Source organism: Streptomyces sp. NPDC039424 (genome assembly GCF_055639495.1).
The window spans coordinates 39,573-57,478 of the sequence record NZ_JBVKAI010000011.1 but is presented as its reverse complement, the minus strand read 5'-3'; the positions used below and the strand labels follow the sequence as shown (position 1 = coordinate 57,478).

Here is a 17,906-nt window from a genome sequence, read left to right as displayed (position 1 = left end):
GCCGACGCGGGTAGGGGGCGGCGGCTGGGAGTGTCCGTGCAGGGGCCCCGGGGGCCGGTCGCCGGCGCGGCGTGTGGTGCTGCGTGCGCATGGGCGGTCCGTTCGGCTTTCTCGGGGCGCGTGCGAGGGGTGAGTCCTTGGGTGCGGACCGTGCCCGGAGTGGGCCGGGTGCGATCCGTGAGCAGTATTTATATATGCCGTCGGCTTTGCAAGGCGTATGAAAACATTCATGCGTGTTTTGGGGTGAATGATCCCCGTACGAGGCCGAGCGGAACGGTTGGTGCTGTCAGTCCTTGAGGAAGAACTGGTGCTGCTCGGCGACCTGCTCGTACTCCTCGAGCCGCGCCTGGGTGCGCTCGGGGTCGGCGTCGGTCATGGCCTGCAGCAGCGCGGCGGCCATCAGGCCGGGGGCGGCGTAGGAGTCGAAGACCAGCCGGGAGCCGGTGCCGGTGGTGAAGGTGACGTCGGCCTCGTCGGCCAGCGGCCCCAGTGCCAGGTCGGTCACCAGGGCGACCTTGAGTCCGGCGCCGCGCGCGACCCGGATCGCGGTGAGCGTCTCCTGCGCGTGCCGGGGCATGCCGAACGCCAGCACCCAGGTGCCGCCGGCCTCGCGGGACTGCAGCAGCGCGTCGTAGGCCACGCTGCCGCCCCGGGTCACCAGCCTGACATCGGGGTGGATACGGCGGGCGGCGTAGGCGAAGTACTCGGCCAGGGAGACGGAGATGCGCAGGCCCAGCACGGTGAGGGGGGCGGACCGGGACAGCTCGCGGCCGACCCGGATCACGCGGGCGGGGTCGGCGAGGTCCCGCCGCAGGTTCTCCAGGTTCTGGATCTCGGCGTCGACGGCCGCCTGGAGTTCGTTGCTGCGGTTCTCCTCGGCCGCGGCGGGGCCGCCGGCGAAGGTGCTCAGCGCGATCGACTGGAGCTTCTCCCGCAGCGCGGGGTAGCCGCTGAAGCCGACCGCGGCGGCGAACCGCGTCACGGAGGGCTGGCTCACGCCGACCCGCTCGGCGAGGTCGGTGATCGACAGGAACGCGGCTTCGGTGATGTTCTCGATGAGGTACTGGGCCACGCGGCGCTGTCCGGGGGACAGCCGGGGTCCGTCGAAGAGCTCGCGGAGCCGGGAGGTCGGTGACGCTTCGGCCTCCGGGACGGCCTTGCCCGAGGTGATCGCGGATGCCTGTGCGCGTGCCTGCTGCGGCGATGGCACCGGTGCGCCTCCTTTGTCTCCCACGAAGACTCAACATAGCCCACGGAGCGTGCTGGCCAGGGGTGTGCTTACCGCCGGGAACCCCGCCGTGCTCAGCGCCGATAGACGGTGATCGAATGACCGACGTCGTCGACCGGGCGACTGCTGTCGATCAGTTCCGCCAGCTTCCCGCGCGCCTTGGCCGCCGCCGAGTCCGACACGACGAGCACACCGTGCACTTCGCTCAGGGCCGCCCGGCGCGGATCGGCCGCGTGGATGCCGTAGTACGAGGGCACACCGCTCCCCTTGTACACGAGCCAGATCCGCTCGCCCCGGTACCGGTCCCGCAGCCGGTCGGCGAGCCGGCCCAGGTCCTGGCCCCAGTCCACGTTGGAGTCGTGCAGCCGCAGCCGGGTCTTCGCCGGCCCGCCGAACGCCTCGTTGGAGTACGGCAGGTAGTACGGGTACGTCCGCAGCGAACTGACCGCGACGAACAGCACCAGCGCCCCTGTCGCCACCGGCGCCCACCGCCGGCCCGCCGCGAGCACGCAGGCCGACGCGACCGCCAGGAACATCGGCACGAACACGGCGTAGCGGGTGCCGAAGTCGCGCGAGCCGGTCATCGCGGCGGCCAGCAGCACGGCGGGCGGCAGCAGCACGTAGGGCGCGGCGGGCCGCAGCCGCCGTACCGCCACGACCGCGACGGCCCCGGCCGCCCACAGCGCGAGCATGCCGAGCGGGGTCTTCACCAGCAGGGCGGCCGGGAGGTAGTACCAGAGCGAGCCGGTGTAGAGCCGCCCGAAGAGATAGCCCTGCCACGCGTAGTTCTCCAGCCCGAACTGCACCCGTATCCCCGCCCCGTACGCGGACGGGAACGGCAGCAGGCCGGCCAGGCGCCCGCGCAGCCCGTGGACGGCGGGTACGGGCTCGGCGGGCGTGAAGCGCAGCAGCGGGTCGACCGCGAGGTAGGCCGCCCAGACGACGGCGACGGCGGCCAGCGCCACCACGGCCGCTCCCACGAGCCCCCGCCGCAGTGCCTCGCGGCGGGCCGACCCGCGCCGGTACACGGACACGGCGGCGAGCAGCATCAGCACCGGTACGGCGGGCAGGGCGCTCATCCTGGTCGCCAGGGCCGCCCCGAGCGCCGCCCCCGCCAGGGGCAGGTACAGCCGGGGCCGGTGCCGGGCCCGCCACACCAGCCACGCCGAGGTCAGCACGAACCCGGCGGCCGGCACGTCGAGGGTGGCCAGCGAGCCGTGCGCGATCAGGTCGGGGGAGAAGGTGTACAGCGCCAGCGCCGCGAGGCCGCCCGCCGTGCCGACGGCCTCGCGCGCGAAGGCGTACGCGACCAGCCCGAAGAGCAGCGTCAGCACGATCACCGGCAGCCGGGCCCACAGCATCAGCCGCCAGGGGTCGTTGCCGGACTCGTAGAGCAGGTGGCGGCCGACCTCTCCCTGGTTGCCGTGGTACGAGGCGTCGTAGTGCGGGTCGGCGACCGCGATCCCCGCCATGATCACGAGCTTGCCGAGCGGCGGGTGCTCGGGGTTGTAGCGCAGGCGGTGCTCGCGCAGGTAGTCGGTGGCGGTGGCGACGTACACGGGCTCGTCGATCGTGGGCGTCTGCCGCACGGCCGTCGTCACCATGGCGAACGCCATCTGCGCGAGCAGCAGCACCACCAGCGGCGGCACCAGCCACCGGCGGTGGCGGCGCAGCCCGGCGTACAGGCGCTGCCGGGCGGGCAGCGCCGCCCGGGGTGCCGGGCCGCCGCCGGCGGGGGCCTCGGGTGCGAGGACCGAGTGCTGTTCGCGCGTCATCGTCCGCCCTGCGGTGCCCCGCGCCGGGCGGTGGCGGGAGCGATCGGGGACCGGTTCATGGCCCCACTGTCGCATCGCTCCGCCACCGGGCGCGTCACCGCTTCACGAGTCGTACCGACAGGCCGTCTGCCGTATACACCGGTACGGCGCGCAGCCGGTCGGAGTTCACCTCTACCCGGTCGAACCGACCGCTCAGCCGCGAAACGCCGAGGACCGGCACCGTGGTGCCCGCGGCCGGCGGCCGTTCGTCGTCCAGCCGCAGGGAGAGCACGCTGCCCCTGCCGAGCACCGCCTGCCGCTTCACCGCCAGCGGCGCCTTGCGGCCGGCTCGCAGGGTGACCTCCAGCGTGCCCGCGTCCTGCCTGTAGAGCCCGCGCACCCGTACCCGCTCGTCCACCCGCAGCACACCGTCCGCGATCCGCACGTCACCGTGGCCGAGGGCGTCCTCGGAACCGGCGACCAGCGTGCCCTGCGCGAGCACGGTGGTGCCGGTGTACCGGTTGCGGCCGGTCAGCGTGAGGGTGCCGGTGCCCCGCTTGGTCAGGCCGCCGCGCCCGTCGATGTCGTTGCGCCAGCTGTCGGCGGCCGAGAAGCCTCCGGCGCCCGCGTCGAGGCTCACGGTCACATCGGAGTCGAAGGCCCCGTAGCCGTCCGCCGCCGCGAACAGGTTCAGCCGGCCCCACTGCTCGAAGCCGTCGAGCAGGACGTACCCGGCGGGCAGCCCGGTGGTGCGCAGCACCTCCCGCCGCTGCCCGGCGTCGAGGTACGGCAGCCGCGTCTCCAGCAGCACCTCCGCGCCCTTGGGCACGGTCAGCGGCGCGCCGTGGCCCTGCCGGGTCAGCACGTACGTCAGCCGGGGCGTGACCGCGCGGGCGTTGGCGGCCCGGTCGGCGTAGGGGTCGGTGCCGGGGCCGGCCGTGTGCGCGTAGGCGTACAGGGTGTCGGCGTCTGTCCCTGTCCGCTGCTCGAAGTAGGCCAGCGCCTGGGCCCGCGCGGCCTGCTTGAGGGCGGCGTTGGCCGGGTCCGCGAGGGTCGCCGCGGCCAGCGCGGTGGCCATGATCCGGCCGCCGATGACGTCGACGGCGGAGTGCATGCCGGCCACGATCCGGGTGTGGCTGAGCTCGAAGGCCCGCGTCACCAGCTCCTGGAAGCGCTCCGGCACCGCGTAGGCCAGCGCGAGGCCCGCCAGGTGGAAGGCGTTGGTGTGGCCGCTGGGGAAGCCGCCGTCGTCGGTGGGGGAGGTGCCGCGCTGGCGCAGCAGCTGCGGGGCGACGACCACCTGTGAGTCGTAGACGGGGTAGCCGAGTGCGTCGGTCTTCCCGGTGTCGACGACCTCGCTGTCCTCGTTCATGCGCCACGGGCGCGGGTACTGGAACGCGTACTTGGCGGGGTTGCCGGAGGCGTAGGGACCGCGCACGGTGTCGACCAGTTCGGCCACCTTGCCCAGCGCGGAGTCGTGCGAGCCCGCGCCGAGCGCGGAGCCCGCCGGGGCGTTCGCGGGCACGGCGTCGCTGACGGTGGTCGCGGGGGTGCCGTCGGGGGCGGCGGTGATCGAGGTGACCGCCTTGGCGCCCGCCTTGTACAGGTCGGCCAGCGGGCCGAGGCCGGCGATCATCGCGTAGCTCTGGTGCTGCCGGTCGTAGACGAACGCCTCCTTCGCCTCGGCGTCCGTGCGGGCCCCGGTGATCCGGGCGCAGTAGCGCATGTTGGCGCGCAGCACCTCGGGCCGGAGCGCGGTGCCGCCGTTCCAGGCCGAGCCGGTCTTCCAGATCTGGGCGAAGCCGCCGAGGATCCGGACCACCGCGTTGGTGTCGGCGGTGAGATTCCCCAGGACATTGGTCTTGTAGTCGTCGACGAACGCGGCGGGAGCGGTCGCCGCCTTCGCGTCGGCGGCGGCGAGCCAGGTCGCGAAGGTGGGGGCGGCCAGCACGCCCGCCGACGCGCCGAGCGAGGTCTTGAGGAACCCGCGCCGTCCGACGGCGCGTTCACGGACCGAGGTGGGGGAGCGGTGCCCGGCTGGTGACGGCATGCGTGTGCCTCTCTTGAGTTCTTCGGTCGCGTGCGGAAAGTTGAACGAGCGAATATCTATGAGGGGGTCGTGTCCCGCCGGCGAGGGCCCGGCGACCGGGACGTGTCACCCGGGTGAACGGGGGCCGCGCGTTTCACAGGATCGAGCGCGCCAGCGCCACCGCGCCCTCCACCGGCGGTACGCGCAGCGGTCGCGGCCGGGAGCCCGGCAGGGTCTCGGCGAGCGCGGCGGCGAAGGCGTCGTACAGGAGCGGCTGGGAGAGGACGGTGCCGCCCGCGACCACCACGTCGTCGGCGGCGACCCCGCGTTCGGTGAGCCGGACGACGAGCCCGGCCAGCGAGCGGCCACCGGCGGCGATCACGTCCCGGGCGAGGAGCGATCCCGCGTCGGCGGCGGCGAAGAGGGCCGGGGCGTGCCGGCCCCACTCCGCGGAGACGTCGGTGGCGGCCTCCAGCGCCGCGCCGAGCGCCGGTACCTCGGCCACGCCGAACGCGGCGAGCAGCGCCGACGCCAGCGCGTCCGGGGCCGCACCACGGTCGTGGGCGGCCCAGACCGCCCGCGCGGCCTCGCGCACCAGACCTGCCGCGCCGCCCTCGTCGCCGAGCACCGCGCCCCAGCCGCCGACCTGGACGGCCGAGCCGTCCGCGCGCCGGCCCACCGCCACCGAACCGGTGCCGGCGACCAGACCGACGCCCTTGTCCAGCCCGGCGGCGGGCAGGAGGAGCTCGGCATCGCCGACGACCAGCGCCGGCGCGTCGAAGTGGAGTCGCAGCGCGGTGCCTATCGGGGCGCACTGGCGAGGCGTCTCGCAGGCGTGCCCGCCCACGGCCACGGCGGACGGGCGCAGGCCCGCCGGCAGGGCGTCCGCGACCAGCGCGGCCAGCCATCCGGCGGCGGCCACCGGGTCGTGCGGCCGCCAGCCGCGGCTGGCGCGGACGTGGTCGGCGACCAGGTCCTCGCCCGCGACGGCGCGCAGCCGGGTCTTGGTGCCGCCCACGTCGACGCCGACCACGAGCGGGCACGAGAGGGGGGTGTCCTGCACGGAACCTCTTTCGTCGTTGCGCTGTGCTGCGACGGTGGGCGAACCGTGCCTGTAGGAAGGGGAGTTGACGACCGTAGGGAAGCCCCGGGACGGGCTTCTGACGGAGCGCGGCGGACGTGTACCGCGAGTTCGTTAGGAAGTTTACTAACCAAGTAGCATGCGTCAAGAGGCATGAAATCCCGATGCCACCCGACCTTTGTGAGCAGACCGCTGCGGCACGACCTGGGGGAGAGCATGAAGCTGAGCGAGAGTGCCCGCGCCGTGTTCGCCGTACTGGCTGCGACGGGCACCGCCACCCGCCCGCAGCTGGCGGCCGGTGCGGGCCTGTCCAAGCCGACCGTCTCCTCGGCCGTGGCCGAGCTGGAGGCCGCCGCGCTCGCCGCTCACTCCGGGACCGCCTCCAGCGGCACCGGCCGCACCGCCGCCGTCTACCGTCTCGGGCCGGCCGCCGGAGCCGTGCTCGCCGTCGACCTCGGCCCCGCGCTGACCCGGGTCCGCGGCTGCGCCCTGGACGGCACCCTGCTCGCCGAGGGCACCAGTTCCCGAGCGGACGCCGCCGACGCCGTACGCGAAGCCCTCGCCAAGCTGCCCGCGGATGCCCCGTTGCGCACCGTCGTCGTCGCCGTCGGCGACGTCACCACGCAGGACCGGGAGGGCGCGCGTATGCGCCCGGCGACGGCCAAGGCCGGTCCCGTCTTCGACGCCATGGCCGTCGCGCTGCCGCCCGGCGTTCCCGTCCACCTGGAGAACAACGTCAACTGCGCCGCACTCGCGGAGTTGCACGAGGGCGCCGCCCGCGGCCGCGACACCTTCGGGTATCTGCGGATCGGCGTGGGCGTGGGTCTCGGCATCGTCGTCGCGGGCGGGGTCCTGCGCGGGGCGAACGGTGCCGCCGGAGAGGTGGCCCGGCTGCCCTACCCCTGGGACGAGGGCCGCGAACCGCGCCGCGAGGCCCTGGAGGACCACATCGGCGCGCGTTCCCTCCTGCGCCGCTGCAGGCAGGCCTGGCGGGACACCGACGGCCCCTGTCCCCGCACCGCCGAGCGGCTCTTCGTCCTCGCCGGGGAAGGTCACGCCACGGCCCGTGCCGTGGTCGCCCGCCATGCCGCCGACGTGGGCCGGCTGGCCGCCGCCGTGACCGCCGTACTGGACCCGGGACTGATCGTGCTGGGCGGCAGCACCGGTGCGGACCCGCAGCTCCTGCACGGTGTCCGAACCGAGCTCGCCCGGCTGAGCTGGCCCACCGAAGTCGTCAGCAGCACGGTCGGCGAGCTCGGCACCGTCGTGGGCGCCGCCCGGCTCGCGGTCTCCCGAGGAGTCCAAACCGTGACCGAGGCCGCGGGGGCGAAGGATTGACGGCTTCCACTCGATCTGCCAATGTCCGGACAAGCGCTTTCTAAGTCGGCCGGGACGCCGACTCAGGGTAGCCTCCCGCCCGTACGCGAAGTACGGCAGCCGCACGAGGGCGTGCTTGTGCGACGTCGGCCGTCATGGCCGGGGACCCCACCCTTCAAGGCGATGCGGCCGGGCGAGGCCGTGCCCCCGGAAAGCGAAATTTCCTGCAAAAGGCACCCGTGCCGCCTCGGCCGGCGCCGTGCTCCGTCCAGTACGACGAAAAGGGATCGAAAATGACCAGTGTGGGTGTGCGGCGCTCCCGCCGACTCGACGGCGGCATACGCCGTATGGTGCCCCTCGCTGCCGTGGCCACGGCAGGTGCCCTTCTGCTCTCCGCCTGCGGGTCGGGGTCCGACTCGGGCGGGACCTCCAAGTCGCTGACGTTCTGGATCTCCACGGTTCCGGGGCAGGACGCGGGCTGGAAGAAGCTGGTGGCGCAGTACAAGAAGGAAACCGGCGTCAAGGTCAAGCTCGTCAACATCCCCTACGACGGCTACGCGACGAAGCTGCACAACGCCGCGCAGGCGAACTCCCTGCCCGACGTGGCCGCCGTGCCGGCGCTGGACCCGATCTGGTCGAGCAAGCTGATCGACCTCAGCTCCATCGCCAACAAGAAGAGCAACAACATCAACGCCAACTTCCTCGCCAAGGACTCGTCCGGCAAGGTGCTGTCCATCCCCTCGGACGTCACCGCGTCCGGCCTGTTCATCAACAAGACGCTGTTCAAGAAGGCCAAGGTCTCCTTCCCGACCTCGCCCCAGAAGACCTGGACCTGGACCGACTTCATCAAGGCGGCGAACAAGGTCCGGGAGAAGACCGGCGCCAAGTACTCCCTGACCTTCGACCAGTCGCCGTCCCGGCTCCGCGCCATGGTGTACGAGATGGGCGGGAAGTACGTCCACGCGGACTCCTCCGGCAAGTTCTCGGTGGACAGCGCGACCAAGAAGGCCGTGAACACCTTCGTCGGATGGAACGACGACAAGACCATGCCGAAGTCGGTGTGGACGAGCGGCGCCGACCCGTCGGCCATGTTCCAGAGCGGTGACGTGGTCGCCTACTGGTCCGGTGTATGGCAGGTTCCCGCCTTCGCGGAGAGCATCAAGAAGTTCGACTGGGCGAGTGTCCCGACCCCCGCCCAGCCGGTGCAGGCCAGCGACGTCAACAGCGGCGGCATGACGGTGGGCTTCAACAACAACGGCGACGCGGCCACCGCCGCGACGAAGTTCCTGTCCTGGCTGTACGAGCCGGCCCACTACCAGGCGCTGTGTGAGGCGTCCGGGTTCCTGCCGGTCGAGAGCGGTCTGAACCCGAAGTACCCCTTCACCTCCGAGGCGGCGCAGGCGGCGTTCAAGCTGTACAACGAGGAGATCCCGCTCTACGCACCGATCTCCGGTTACTTCAACACCGCGCAGACGAACTGGGTGCTGAAGGGCAAGAGCCTCACCGAGGACCCGACCAAGACGGAGCTCGGCAAGGCGATCAACGGCCAGCAGTCGGCCGACAAGGCCCTGGAGAACATCGTGTCCGGCTACAACCAGCAGGTCGGCGGCGGATCGTAGGCCGACGGGCCCGGGCGGCGGGGTCGACACGCCGCCGCCCGGCCTCGGGCGCCCCCGTGATGCCGGGCTCCTGGCGTGAGCCCACCGCAATCCCTTCCACCAGCACGGAGTCAGGAAGATGACAAAACGCGCCTCGGACGTGTCCGCGAGCCCGCCCAGGAGACGCAGTAAGTACACCCTTGCGCCGCTCGCCCTCATCGCGGCCAACGTCGTGCTCTTCGCGCTGTTCTTCGTCTGGCCTGCGGTGATCGGGCTCCTCTACTCCTTCACGAACTACACGGGCGTCGGGGTGTTCCAGTGGGTCGGACTGGACAACTACCACAACCTGTTCGGGGACTCCACGTTCTACGACGCGCTGACCCGGACGCTGCTGTACACCGTCCTCTTCGTCCCGCTGAACTTCGCGCTCTCGCTGCTCGCCGCCAACCTGGTGGTGAACAAGCACGCCAAGGGATCGTCGGTCGCCCGCGTCATCTTCTTCATACCGTGGCTGCTGTCGCCCATCGTCGTGGGTGTCCTGTGGCGGTGGCTGTTCGGTGAGAACTTCGGACTGGTCAACTACGTCATCGAGAAGCTCGGCGGAGGCGCCGTTCCGTGGCAGTCGAACGCGGACCTGTCGCTGCTGGTGGTGGTGATGGCGGCAGCCTGGGCGTGGACGGGTTTCACGATGCTGCTCTTCATCGCGGCGATCAAGAACGTCCCGGTGTCGTACTACGAGGCGGCCGAGCTCGACGGCGCCGGTTCGTGGCGCAAGTTCATCAGCATCACGCTGCCGAGCATCGCGCCCACCTCGTTCATCGTCATCCTGCTCAACACGATCAACGCGATGAAGGAATACCCGGTGTTCGTCGCCCTCAACAACGGCGGACCCGGAACCTCGAACAACCTGCTCGTCCAGTACATCTATGAGACCGGCTTCAAACGGGGCCAGATCGGCTACGCGAGCGCCGCGTCATTCGTGCTCATGCTCATCCTGATGGCCGTCGCGATCATCCAGCTGATCGTCAACCGGCGGGTGGAGAACCGATGACAACCACAGACATGCCCCGCCCGCTCGACGCCGATGCCAAACAGCCCGTGTCCAAGAGGCGGCCCCGCAAGGCGGCCAGCGGTGGGCTCCGGCGGGCGGTGCCCGCGACGACACTGCTGTGGATCCTGGCGTGCCTGTACGGTCTGCCGGTGCTGTGGTTCATCCTCAGCTCCCTCAAGCCGGCCAGCGACCTGTTCTCCTATCCGCTGACGCTGGTTCCGCACAACCCCACCCTGTCGGGATTCAAGGCAGCGTGGGACAGCGCCAACTTCTCCCAGTACTTCGTCAACACGGCCATCGTGTGCGTGATCACGACGATCCTCACGGTGGGGGTCAGCTGCTGCACCGGCTACGCGCTGGCCAAGTACGACAACAAGTGGCTCAAGGTCTTCTTCATCTGCATCCTGGCCACCACGATGCTGCCGTCCGAGGTCATGCTCGCCCCTGAGTTCCTGGTGGTCCGCAACCTCGGCCTCTACAACTCGTTCGCCGGCATCATCCTCCCGGCCGTGCTCACCGCGACCGGATGCTTCATGTTCCGCCAGTTCTTCCTCACGGTTCCCGACGAACTCGTGGAAGCCGCACGCATCGACGGCGCCCGCGAACTGTCGATCTTCCTGCGGATCATGGTGCCGCTCTCCCGGCCCATCATGCTGACCCTCGCCATCCTGTCCTTCCAGTGGCGGTGGAACGACTACATCTGGCCGCTTCTGATGCTGAACGACCCCGACAAGTTCACCGTGCAGATCGGCATCCAGAGCATCGTCGGCGCGCAGAACATCAACTGGTCGGTACTGCTCGGCGCATCGGTCATCTCCATGATCCCTCTGATCGCCATCTTCCTGGTCTTCCAGCGCTACGTCATGGGCGCCGACATCAATGCCGGACTGAAGGACTGACCGTGCAGATCACGCTCGACCGCGAGTTCGTCCGTGCGGCGGCCTCCGCCGCCGACCGGCCGGCCGTCCCGCTGGCGGACCGCCCGGACGAGGAGCCGACCGGTGTGCCCCACCGCGGTCTGGCGCACCGGGTGAAGACACTGCTCGCCGCGTACCGTTCACAGGACTCGGCGCTGCACGGCAGCGAGCGGGCCATCGCGGCCACGATGACCCACCTCGCCGCTCTCCGGGCCCTGCAGGCCCCCTCCGGCCTCTTCGCCGGCGGCGACAACGTGCAGTCACCCCCGGATTCCGCGTTCACCATCAACGACGTGTGCGACGCGCACGTCATCGCCGCGAACGCGGGGCCGGAACTGCGAGAGGCCGCCGCCGCCCTCGCCGAGATCGCCGGCGCGGCTTCCGAGAGCCTGCGGACAGGCGGGGTGCACACGCCGAACCACCGATGGGAACTGTGCGCGGCGCTGGCCCGGCTGCACCGGTCGTTCCCGGACGGCCGGCTGCTCGACCGTGTCGAGGCGTGGCTCGCCGAGGGAGTCGACATCGATGCGGAGGGCCTGTACTCGGAGCGGAGCGCCAACTACGCGGCCCACGTGTCCAACCCTTCGCTGCTGCTGCTGGCCGACGTCCTCGGCCGCACCGACCTGCTGGATGCCGTCGAACGCAACCTCACCGCGACCCTGGACCTCATCAGACCGGACGGCACGGTGGAAACCGTCCACTCGCGGCGGCAGGACCAGAACCATCCGTTCTCCCTGGCGCCCTACCTGCCGCACTACCGGCTGCTCGCGATCCGTACCGGGCGGGGCGACTTCAGCCGAGCGGCGCGGCTGGCAGCAGCCTGCGGCATCGACGACGCCCGCCTCCTGGCCGAGACCATCCTCACGCCGGACCTGTGCCGCGCGCTGCCGGCGCCGGCGCCGGAAACCCTTCCCCGCGACCGGTACATCACCACGGCGCGCCTTGCCTCACGCGCCTCCGCCACCGCGCACACCGTCGTGTACGGCGGCTCGGACGTGCCCGAGCACCGGCGCATCCGCTCGGGCCTCGCCTGCAATCCGACCTTCCTGCGGCTCTTCGCCGGCGACGCGGTCCTCGACGCCGTGCGGCTGTCCCGGGGCTTCTTCGACCTGGGCCCCTTCCGTGCCACGGACATGGCGCATCTCGGCGCCGGCCGGTACCGGCTCACCGAGACCCTCACGGCCGCCTACTACCAGCCGCTTCCGCCGGCCGAGCGCCGAGCGGGCGGCGCCTATGAGCTGGCGGACGAGGGACGCTTCTCGGCCGCGATGTCGTTCGGGCAGCGGCCGCGGGACGAGGTCGCGCTGACGACCCGCGTCGATGTGGAACTCCGGGACGACGGCGCCGACATCCGGTTCGACATGGCCGGTCCGCGGGTGCCGTGGGCACTCGAACTGACCTTCCGGCCGGGAGGCGTCGTGCACGGCGCCGAACCGCTGGGCGAAGGACGCTGGTGTCCCGGCTCCGGGGCGATGGCGTACCGGGTGGGCGAGGACGAGATTCGCGTCGAGGCCGGCGTCCACTCCGGTGAACCGCTGGCGGGACCGGACCGAGGCGACCTGCTGCGGTACGACCCGGGTCAGGACTACACGTTGCTGGGGGGGACCGACGCGACGACAGGGCCACGGCTCTGCCTCGGTGGATTCGGCCCGCACACGCTGAGCGTCGCTCTGCGCGCTCGCCGGACCCGTGAGCGTGTCGCGGAGTGACGCGGTACGTCACCCACACAGCGCTTTCTGTGGGTGACGCTCGCCGTGGAGCGGCTCGACGGGACCCCGCACGCGTGGCTCACGCCGCGGACGCGCCCGGCGGCAGCGCGGTCACCGGCACGATCAGGTCCGCCCGGTCCTGGGTCGCCGCCACCAGGTCCGCGTTGCGCTGGTCGCTGCCCAGGACCCACGTCACCGCCGTGTCGTGGTCCTTGCCGAACTCCTCGTGGCGGGCGACGAGCCTGCGGATCCGCTCCTCCTCGTCGATCCCGACGAACCACACCTCGTCCAGGCAGGGCCGCACCCGCGCCCACGCGCCCGTGTCCAGCAGCAGGTAGTTGCCCTCCGTCACCACCAGCCGGGCCGATGGCGGCACCGGGATCGCGCCCGCGAGCGGCTGCTCCAGCACGCGCTCGAAGTCCGGCGCGTACACCACCTCGTCCCGCTCCTGGCGCAGCCGCCGGAGCAGCGCCGCGTACCCGGCGGCGTCGAAGGTGTCGGGCGCGCCCTTGCGGGCCCGGCGGCCCAGGCGGTCCAGTTCGATGTCGGCCAGGTGGAAGCCGTCCATCGGGACGTGCGCCACCCAGGGTGAGCTGGTGCCGTTGAGCGCGCGCACCAGGTGCTCGGCCAGCGTCGACTTGCCCGCGCCGGGGCTGCCGGCGATGCCGAGGAGGGCCCGCGGACCACGCTCGGCGAGGGAGCGGGCGCGGGCGAGGAGGTCGTCGAAAGTCAGTGGCACGGGGGAGAGTCTGTCACCCGTGTCCGACGCAGCATGTGGCGTGCGCCACTCACTGGAACCGGCCCTGCGGGGAAGTGTGCTGAGTATGACTGAGCTCGGTCTGCCCGACACCATTCTGGCCTGTCTCTTCGACCTCGACGGGGTCGTCACCAAGACGGCCGTCGTGCACGCGGCCGCCTGGAAGGAGACGTTCGACGAGTTCCTGCGCGGCTACGAGGGCGAGCGCGCCCGGCCGTTCGACGCGGTCGCCGACTACGACGAGTACGTCGACGGGCGCCCGCGCGCGGACGGGGTGCGCACCTTCCTCGCCTCCCGGGACATCGACCTGCCCGAGGGCGATCCGGACGATCCACCGGACGCCCGGACCGTGCACGGCCTCGGCAACCGGAAGAACGAACTGGTCCTGGAGAGGATCCGCACCGACGGCGTGGAGCCGTACGAGGGCACGCTGCGCTACATCGACGCGGTCCGGGCCGCGGGACTGAAGACGGCGATCGTCTCCTCCAGCGCCAACACCCTGGACGTGCTGCGCTCGATCGACGCCGAGCACCTCTTCGACGTCCGCGTCGACGGCGTGGTCGCCGCCGAGCGGGGGCTGCCCGGCAAGCCCCACCCGGACACCTTCCAGGCCGCCGCCCGCGACCTCGGGGTCGAGTACCGGCAGGCCGCCGTGTTCGAGGACGCGCTGGCCGGCATGGACGCGGGCCGCTCGGGCGGCTTCGGGTACGTCGTCGGCGTCGACCGGACCGGACAGACCGACGCGCTGTACACGCACGGCGCCGACATCGTCGTGCAGGACCTCTCCGCACTGGGAGGCAAGGAGTGATCACCCAGCGGTCGTACACCGTCGAGCCGTGGACCGTGCGCGAGACCGACCTCAACCTCGACGTCCTGGCCCAGAGCGAGTCGGTGTTCGCGCTGTCCAACGGCCACGTCGGCTGGCGCGGCAACCTGGACGAGGGCGAACCGCACGGCCTGCCCGGCAGCTACCTCAACGGAGTGCACGAGGTGCATCCGCTGCCGTACGCCGAGGCGGGCTACGGCTATCCGGAGTCGGGCCAGACGGTCATCAACGTCACCAACGGCAAGATCCTGCGGCTGCTGGTCGACGACGAGCCGTTCGACCTGCGCTACGGGCGGCTCGTCTCCCACGAACGCGTCCTGGACCTGCGCCGGGGAGTGCTGGAGCGGACCTGCGAGTGGACCTCGCCCGCCGGGTCGACCATCCGGGTGCGCTCGACCCGGCTGGTCTCCCTCACCCAGCGGGCCGTCGCCGCCGTCTCCTACGAGGTGGAGCCCGTCGACAGCCGGACCCGGGTGGTCATCCAGTCCGAGCTGGTCGCCAACGAGAGCCTGCCCGGACCGAACGGCGACCCGCGCGCGGCCCAGGCGCTGAAGTCGCCGCTGGAGCCCGAGGAGGACGTCGCCGTGGGCCCCCGGCTGCGCCTGGTGCACCGCACGAAGCGCAGCGGCCTGCGGGTGGCGGTGGCCGCCGACCACGTCGTCACCGGCCCGGAGCGGACCACGACCAGCAGCGAGAGCAACGTGGACGTGGCCCGCTTCACCGTCACCTCCGTGCTGGAGCCCGGCGAGCGGCTGCGCGTGGAGAAGCTCGTCGCCCACGGCTGGTCCGGAGCCCGCTCCAGGCCCGCGATGAGCGACCAGGTGGAGGCGGCCCTCGCGGCGGCCGGGCACAGCGGCTGGGAAGGGCTCCTCGACGACCAGCGCGCCTACCTGGACGACTTCTGGGCCCGCGCCGACGTCGAGGTGGAGGGCGACGAGGAGATCCAGCAGGCCGTCCGCTTCGCCCTCTTCCACGTCCTGCAGGCCGGAGCGCGCGCCGAGCAGCGGGCGATCCCGGCGAAGGGGCTGACCGGCTCCGGCTACGACGGGCACGCCTTCTGGGACACCGAGATGTTCGTGCTGCCCGTCCTCACCTACACCGCGCCCCAGGCCGTCGCCGAGGCGCTGCGCTGGCGGTACAACACCCTGGACGCGGCCCGGGAGCGCGCGGCCCAACTGGGCCTGGAGGGCGCCGCGTTCCCCTGGCGGACCATCGAGGGCTCGGAAGGGTCGGCGTACTGGCCGGCCGGTACCGCGGCCTTCCATGTGAACGCCGACATAGCCGACGCCGTGGTGCGCTACGTCGCCGCCACGGGCGACACCGGCTTCGAACGGGACACCGGCGTCGAACTGCTGGTGGAGACCGCCCGGCTGTGGCGTTCGCTCGGCCACCACGACCACCGCGGCGCCTTCCACATCGACGGCGTCACCGGCCCCGACGAGTACAGCGCGGTGGCCGACGACAACACGTACACCAACCTGATGGCGCGGGAGAACCTGCTGGCCGCCGCCGACGCCGTCGAACGCCATCCGGGGGAGGCGGACCGGCTCGGCGTCGACACCGAGGAGAGCGCCGCCTGGCGGGACGCCGCCGAGGCCATGCACATCCCCTACAACGACGAACTCGGCGTGCACGAACAGCACGCCGGCTTCACCCGCTACCAGCGCTGGGACTTCGCGAACACCCGCCCCGACCAGTACCCGCTGCTGCTGAACTTCCCCTACTTCGACCTCTACCGCAAACAGGTCGTCAAGCAGGCCGACCTGGTGCTGGCGATGTACGCCTGCGGCGACTTCTTCGACGACGAGCAGGTCGCCCGCAACTTCGCCTACTACGAACCGCTGACCGTCCGGGACTCCTCCCTCTCGGCCTGCTGCCAGGCCGTCATCGCCGCCCAGGCGGGCCATCCGCAGCTCGCACACGACTACGCGGCGGAGGCCGCGCTGATGGACCTGGCGGACCTGGAGCACAACACCCGCGACGGGCTGCACATCGCGTCGCTGGCCGGCACCTGGATGGCGCTGGTGGCGGGCTTCGGCGGGATGCGCCGCCACGGCGAAGGGCTGCGGTTCGCGCCGCGCCTGCCGGAGAAGATCCGCCGCCTCGCCTTCACCGTACGGTTCCTCGGCCGCCGGCTGCGGGTGGAGGTGCACGCCGACAAGGCCACGTACGCGCTCCTGGACGGGCCGCCGCTGACCATCCGTCACCACGGCGAGCCGCTCACCCTGCACACCGACGAGCCCGCCGTCCGCGCCGTACCGCCGGCCCAGCCGCGGCCGGCCCCCGAACAGCCGCCGCACCGCGGCCCGCACAGCCGCTGACGGCACGCGCCCCGCGCCGGGGGCGCTCAGCCCAGCACGCCCGCCAGCAGCCCCACCAGGTCGCCGGTGGCGTCGGCGGCGCCCAGCGCCGGGAGGGCGCCGAGGGCGAGGACGGCCGCGGCGGCGGTCCGCAGGCGCGGGGGAGGGGCCGTCTGCAGGGCCGCGATCCGGCGGGTGACGGCACGGTCGGTGAAGGCCAGCGCGCACCCGGGACGCGCCCTGCCCGCCGTCAGCGCGGCGCGGGCCAGGGCGCGCGCCGTGGTCTCCCGGTCCCCGACGGCGAGCGCGGCCTGCTCGTCCGCCCAGCGCTCCACGAGGAAGGCCACGGTGGAACGGACCGGCCGGAGCAGCGGGTTGGCCGCGGCGGCCAGCGTCGCCGCGGCCACCAGGCAGCCGTGCCGGTGTGCCAGGTGGGCCCGCTCGTGGGCGAGCAGGACCCGGCGCTCGGCCGGCCGCAGGGCCCCCAGCATGGCCGAGGTGACCAGGATCCGGCCCGGCCGGCCGGGAATGGCGAACGCCCGGGGCAGGTCGGAGGCGGCGACGATCAGCTCGGTGTCCGCCGGATGCCCCTCGCACAGCCGCCGCAGCGCCCGCCGGGTGCCGCGCTCGGCACGCACCACCCGGCGCACGCGGCGGGCGACGGCGACCAGGGCCAGACAGGCGGCGATCCCGATGACACCGGGCACCGGATCGGCCAGCCGGTGCCCTTCCTCCCGGGCCTCGGCGACCACCGGGGGAGCGTCGCCCAGCAGCGCGGCCGCCAGCAGCACCAGGGACCAGGTGGTGGCCGCCGCGGTCAGCACGGCGGCAAAGGTCAGCACGCGGGCGGCGGGCGCCGGGGCCATCCGTCGGCCGATCACCGGGCTGAGCAGCGGCAGCAGGACGGACAGCAGCAGCGGGGTGTAGACGTCGATCCTCATGCGCCGTCTCCGCCGAGCAGGTCGCGCAGCGCCCGTTCCTCCTCGGGGCTCAGGCCGGAGACGAACTGCTGCAGGGCGGCGATCGGATCGGGGCCGCGGCCGAGGGCCTCGTGCATCGCCTCGGCGGTCAGCTCGGCCGCGTTCTTCGCCGGCAGGTAGGCGCCGCGCCGCCCGTCCGCGTCCCGCAGCACCAGTCCCTTGTCGTACAGCCGCTTGAGGATGGTGTGCACGGTGTTGTAGGCGAGCCCGCCGCCGATCTCGCCCTGGATCTCGGCCGGTGTCATGGGCCGCTCGGCGGCCCACAGAGCGGCCAGCACCTCGCTCTCCAACTCCCCGGCGCTGCGCCGCTCGACCCTGCCGCGGGACCCTGTGCCAGCCATGCCCCAACCTTACAGCGC

The 17,906-nt window shown here is 72.4% G+C and carries 14 protein-coding genes; 7 read left to right on the top strand and 7 right to left on the bottom strand.

The features are described from left to right. Window positions 1-286: 286 nt before the first annotated feature. From ACZ7L0_RS25755 to ACZ7L0_RS25740, 4 genes are all read right to left on the bottom strand, one after another. The gene (locus ACZ7L0_RS25755) at window positions 287-1,210 is read right to left on the bottom strand and encodes a MurR/RpiR family transcriptional regulator (RefSeq protein ID WP_471244913.1); all 924 of its coding nucleotides are present in this window, start codon (window positions 1,208-1,210) and stop codon (window positions 287-289) included. A gap of 92 nt (window positions 1,211-1,302) precedes the next feature. Then, the gene (locus tag ACZ7L0_RS25750; RefSeq protein ID WP_471244912.1) at window positions 1,303-3,003 is read right to left on the bottom strand and encodes a phospholipid carrier-dependent glycosyltransferase; all 1,701 of its coding nucleotides are present in this window, start codon (window positions 3,001-3,003) and stop codon (window positions 1,303-1,305) included. A gap of 94 nt (window positions 3,004-3,097) precedes the next feature. Beyond that, window positions 3,098-5,032, bottom strand: a complete 1,935-nt coding sequence (locus ACZ7L0_RS25745; protein WP_471244911.1) for a phosphatase PAP2 family protein — start codon at window positions 5,030-5,032, stop codon at window positions 3,098-3,100. A 133-nt stretch (window positions 5,033-5,165) separates the two neighbouring features. Next, window positions 5,166-6,074 carry an N-acetylglucosamine kinase gene (locus tag ACZ7L0_RS25740; protein ID WP_471244910.1) on the bottom strand — a complete coding sequence of 303 codons (909 nt, stop codon included), beginning with the start codon at window positions 6,072-6,074 and terminating at the stop codon, window positions 5,166-5,168. A 234-nt stretch (window positions 6,075-6,308) separates the two neighbouring features. On the opposite strand from ACZ7L0_RS25740, the gene ACZ7L0_RS25735 reads away from it, so the two are divergent. The 5 genes from ACZ7L0_RS25735 to ACZ7L0_RS25715 all read left to right on the top strand — a co-directional run bounded on the left by ACZ7L0_RS25735 (window position 6,309) and on the right by ACZ7L0_RS25715 (window position 12,684). After that, on the top strand, window positions 6,309-7,430 hold the full coding sequence (locus ACZ7L0_RS25735; RefSeq protein ID WP_471245104.1) for an ROK family protein: 1,122 nt from the start codon (window positions 6,309-6,311) through the stop codon (window positions 7,428-7,430). 272 nt (window positions 7,431-7,702) lie between these two features. After that, a complete protein-coding gene (locus ACZ7L0_RS25730) occupies window positions 7,703-9,028 on the top strand; it encodes an extracellular solute-binding protein (RefSeq protein WP_471244909.1) in 1,326 nt (441 codons plus the stop codon). Window positions 9,029-9,146: 118 nt separating this feature from the next. Continuing rightward, a complete protein-coding gene (locus ACZ7L0_RS25725) occupies window positions 9,147-10,058 on the top strand; it encodes a carbohydrate ABC transporter permease (protein ID WP_471244908.1) in 912 nt (303 codons plus the stop codon). Continuing rightward, the gene (locus ACZ7L0_RS25720) at window positions 10,055-10,957 is read left to right on the top strand and encodes a carbohydrate ABC transporter permease (protein ID WP_471244907.1); all 903 of its coding nucleotides are present in this window, start codon (window positions 10,055-10,057) and stop codon (window positions 10,955-10,957) included. Before ACZ7L0_RS25725 ends, ACZ7L0_RS25720 begins: the two co-directional genes overlap by 4 nt. Before the next feature lie 2 nt (window positions 10,958-10,959). Further along, the gene (locus ACZ7L0_RS25715) at window positions 10,960-12,684 is read left to right on the top strand and encodes a hypothetical protein (protein WP_471244906.1); all 1,725 of its coding nucleotides are present in this window, start codon (window positions 10,960-10,962) and stop codon (window positions 12,682-12,684) included. 79 nt (window positions 12,685-12,763) lie between these two features. Here the strand turns inward: ACZ7L0_RS25715 and ACZ7L0_RS25710 are convergent, their stop codons facing one another. Next, complete coding sequence (locus ACZ7L0_RS25710; protein WP_471244905.1) at window positions 12,764-13,423, bottom strand: nucleoside/nucleotide kinase family protein; 660 nt, start codon at window positions 13,421-13,423, stop codon at window positions 12,764-12,766. An 85-nt stretch (window positions 13,424-13,508) separates the two neighbouring features. Between ACZ7L0_RS25710 and ACZ7L0_RS25705 the strand changes: the two genes are divergently transcribed. Beyond that, window positions 13,509-14,249 carry an HAD family hydrolase gene (locus ACZ7L0_RS25705; RefSeq protein WP_471244904.1) on the top strand — a complete coding sequence of 247 codons (741 nt, stop codon included), beginning with the start codon at window positions 13,509-13,511 and terminating at the stop codon, window positions 14,247-14,249. After that, on the top strand, window positions 14,246-16,588 hold the full coding sequence (locus tag ACZ7L0_RS25700) for a glycoside hydrolase family 65 protein (RefSeq protein ID WP_471244903.1): 2,343 nt from the start codon (window positions 14,246-14,248) through the stop codon (window positions 16,586-16,588). Before ACZ7L0_RS25705 ends, ACZ7L0_RS25700 begins: the two co-directional genes overlap by 4 nt. Before the next feature lie 26 nt (window positions 16,589-16,614). Here the strand turns inward: ACZ7L0_RS25700 and ACZ7L0_RS25695 are convergent, their stop codons facing one another. Next, window positions 16,615-17,508 carry a M48 family metalloprotease gene (locus ACZ7L0_RS25695; protein WP_471244902.1) on the bottom strand — a complete coding sequence of 298 codons (894 nt, stop codon included), beginning with the start codon at window positions 17,506-17,508 and terminating at the stop codon, window positions 16,615-16,617. After that, window positions 17,505-17,888: a BlaI/MecI/CopY family transcriptional regulator gene (locus ACZ7L0_RS25690; protein ID WP_471244901.1), complete on the bottom strand. Its 384-nt coding sequence runs from the start codon at window positions 17,886-17,888 to the stop codon at window positions 17,505-17,507. The genes ACZ7L0_RS25695 and ACZ7L0_RS25690 overlap by 4 nt, the downstream gene beginning before the upstream one ends. Window positions 17,889-17,906 lie beyond the last annotated feature (18 nt).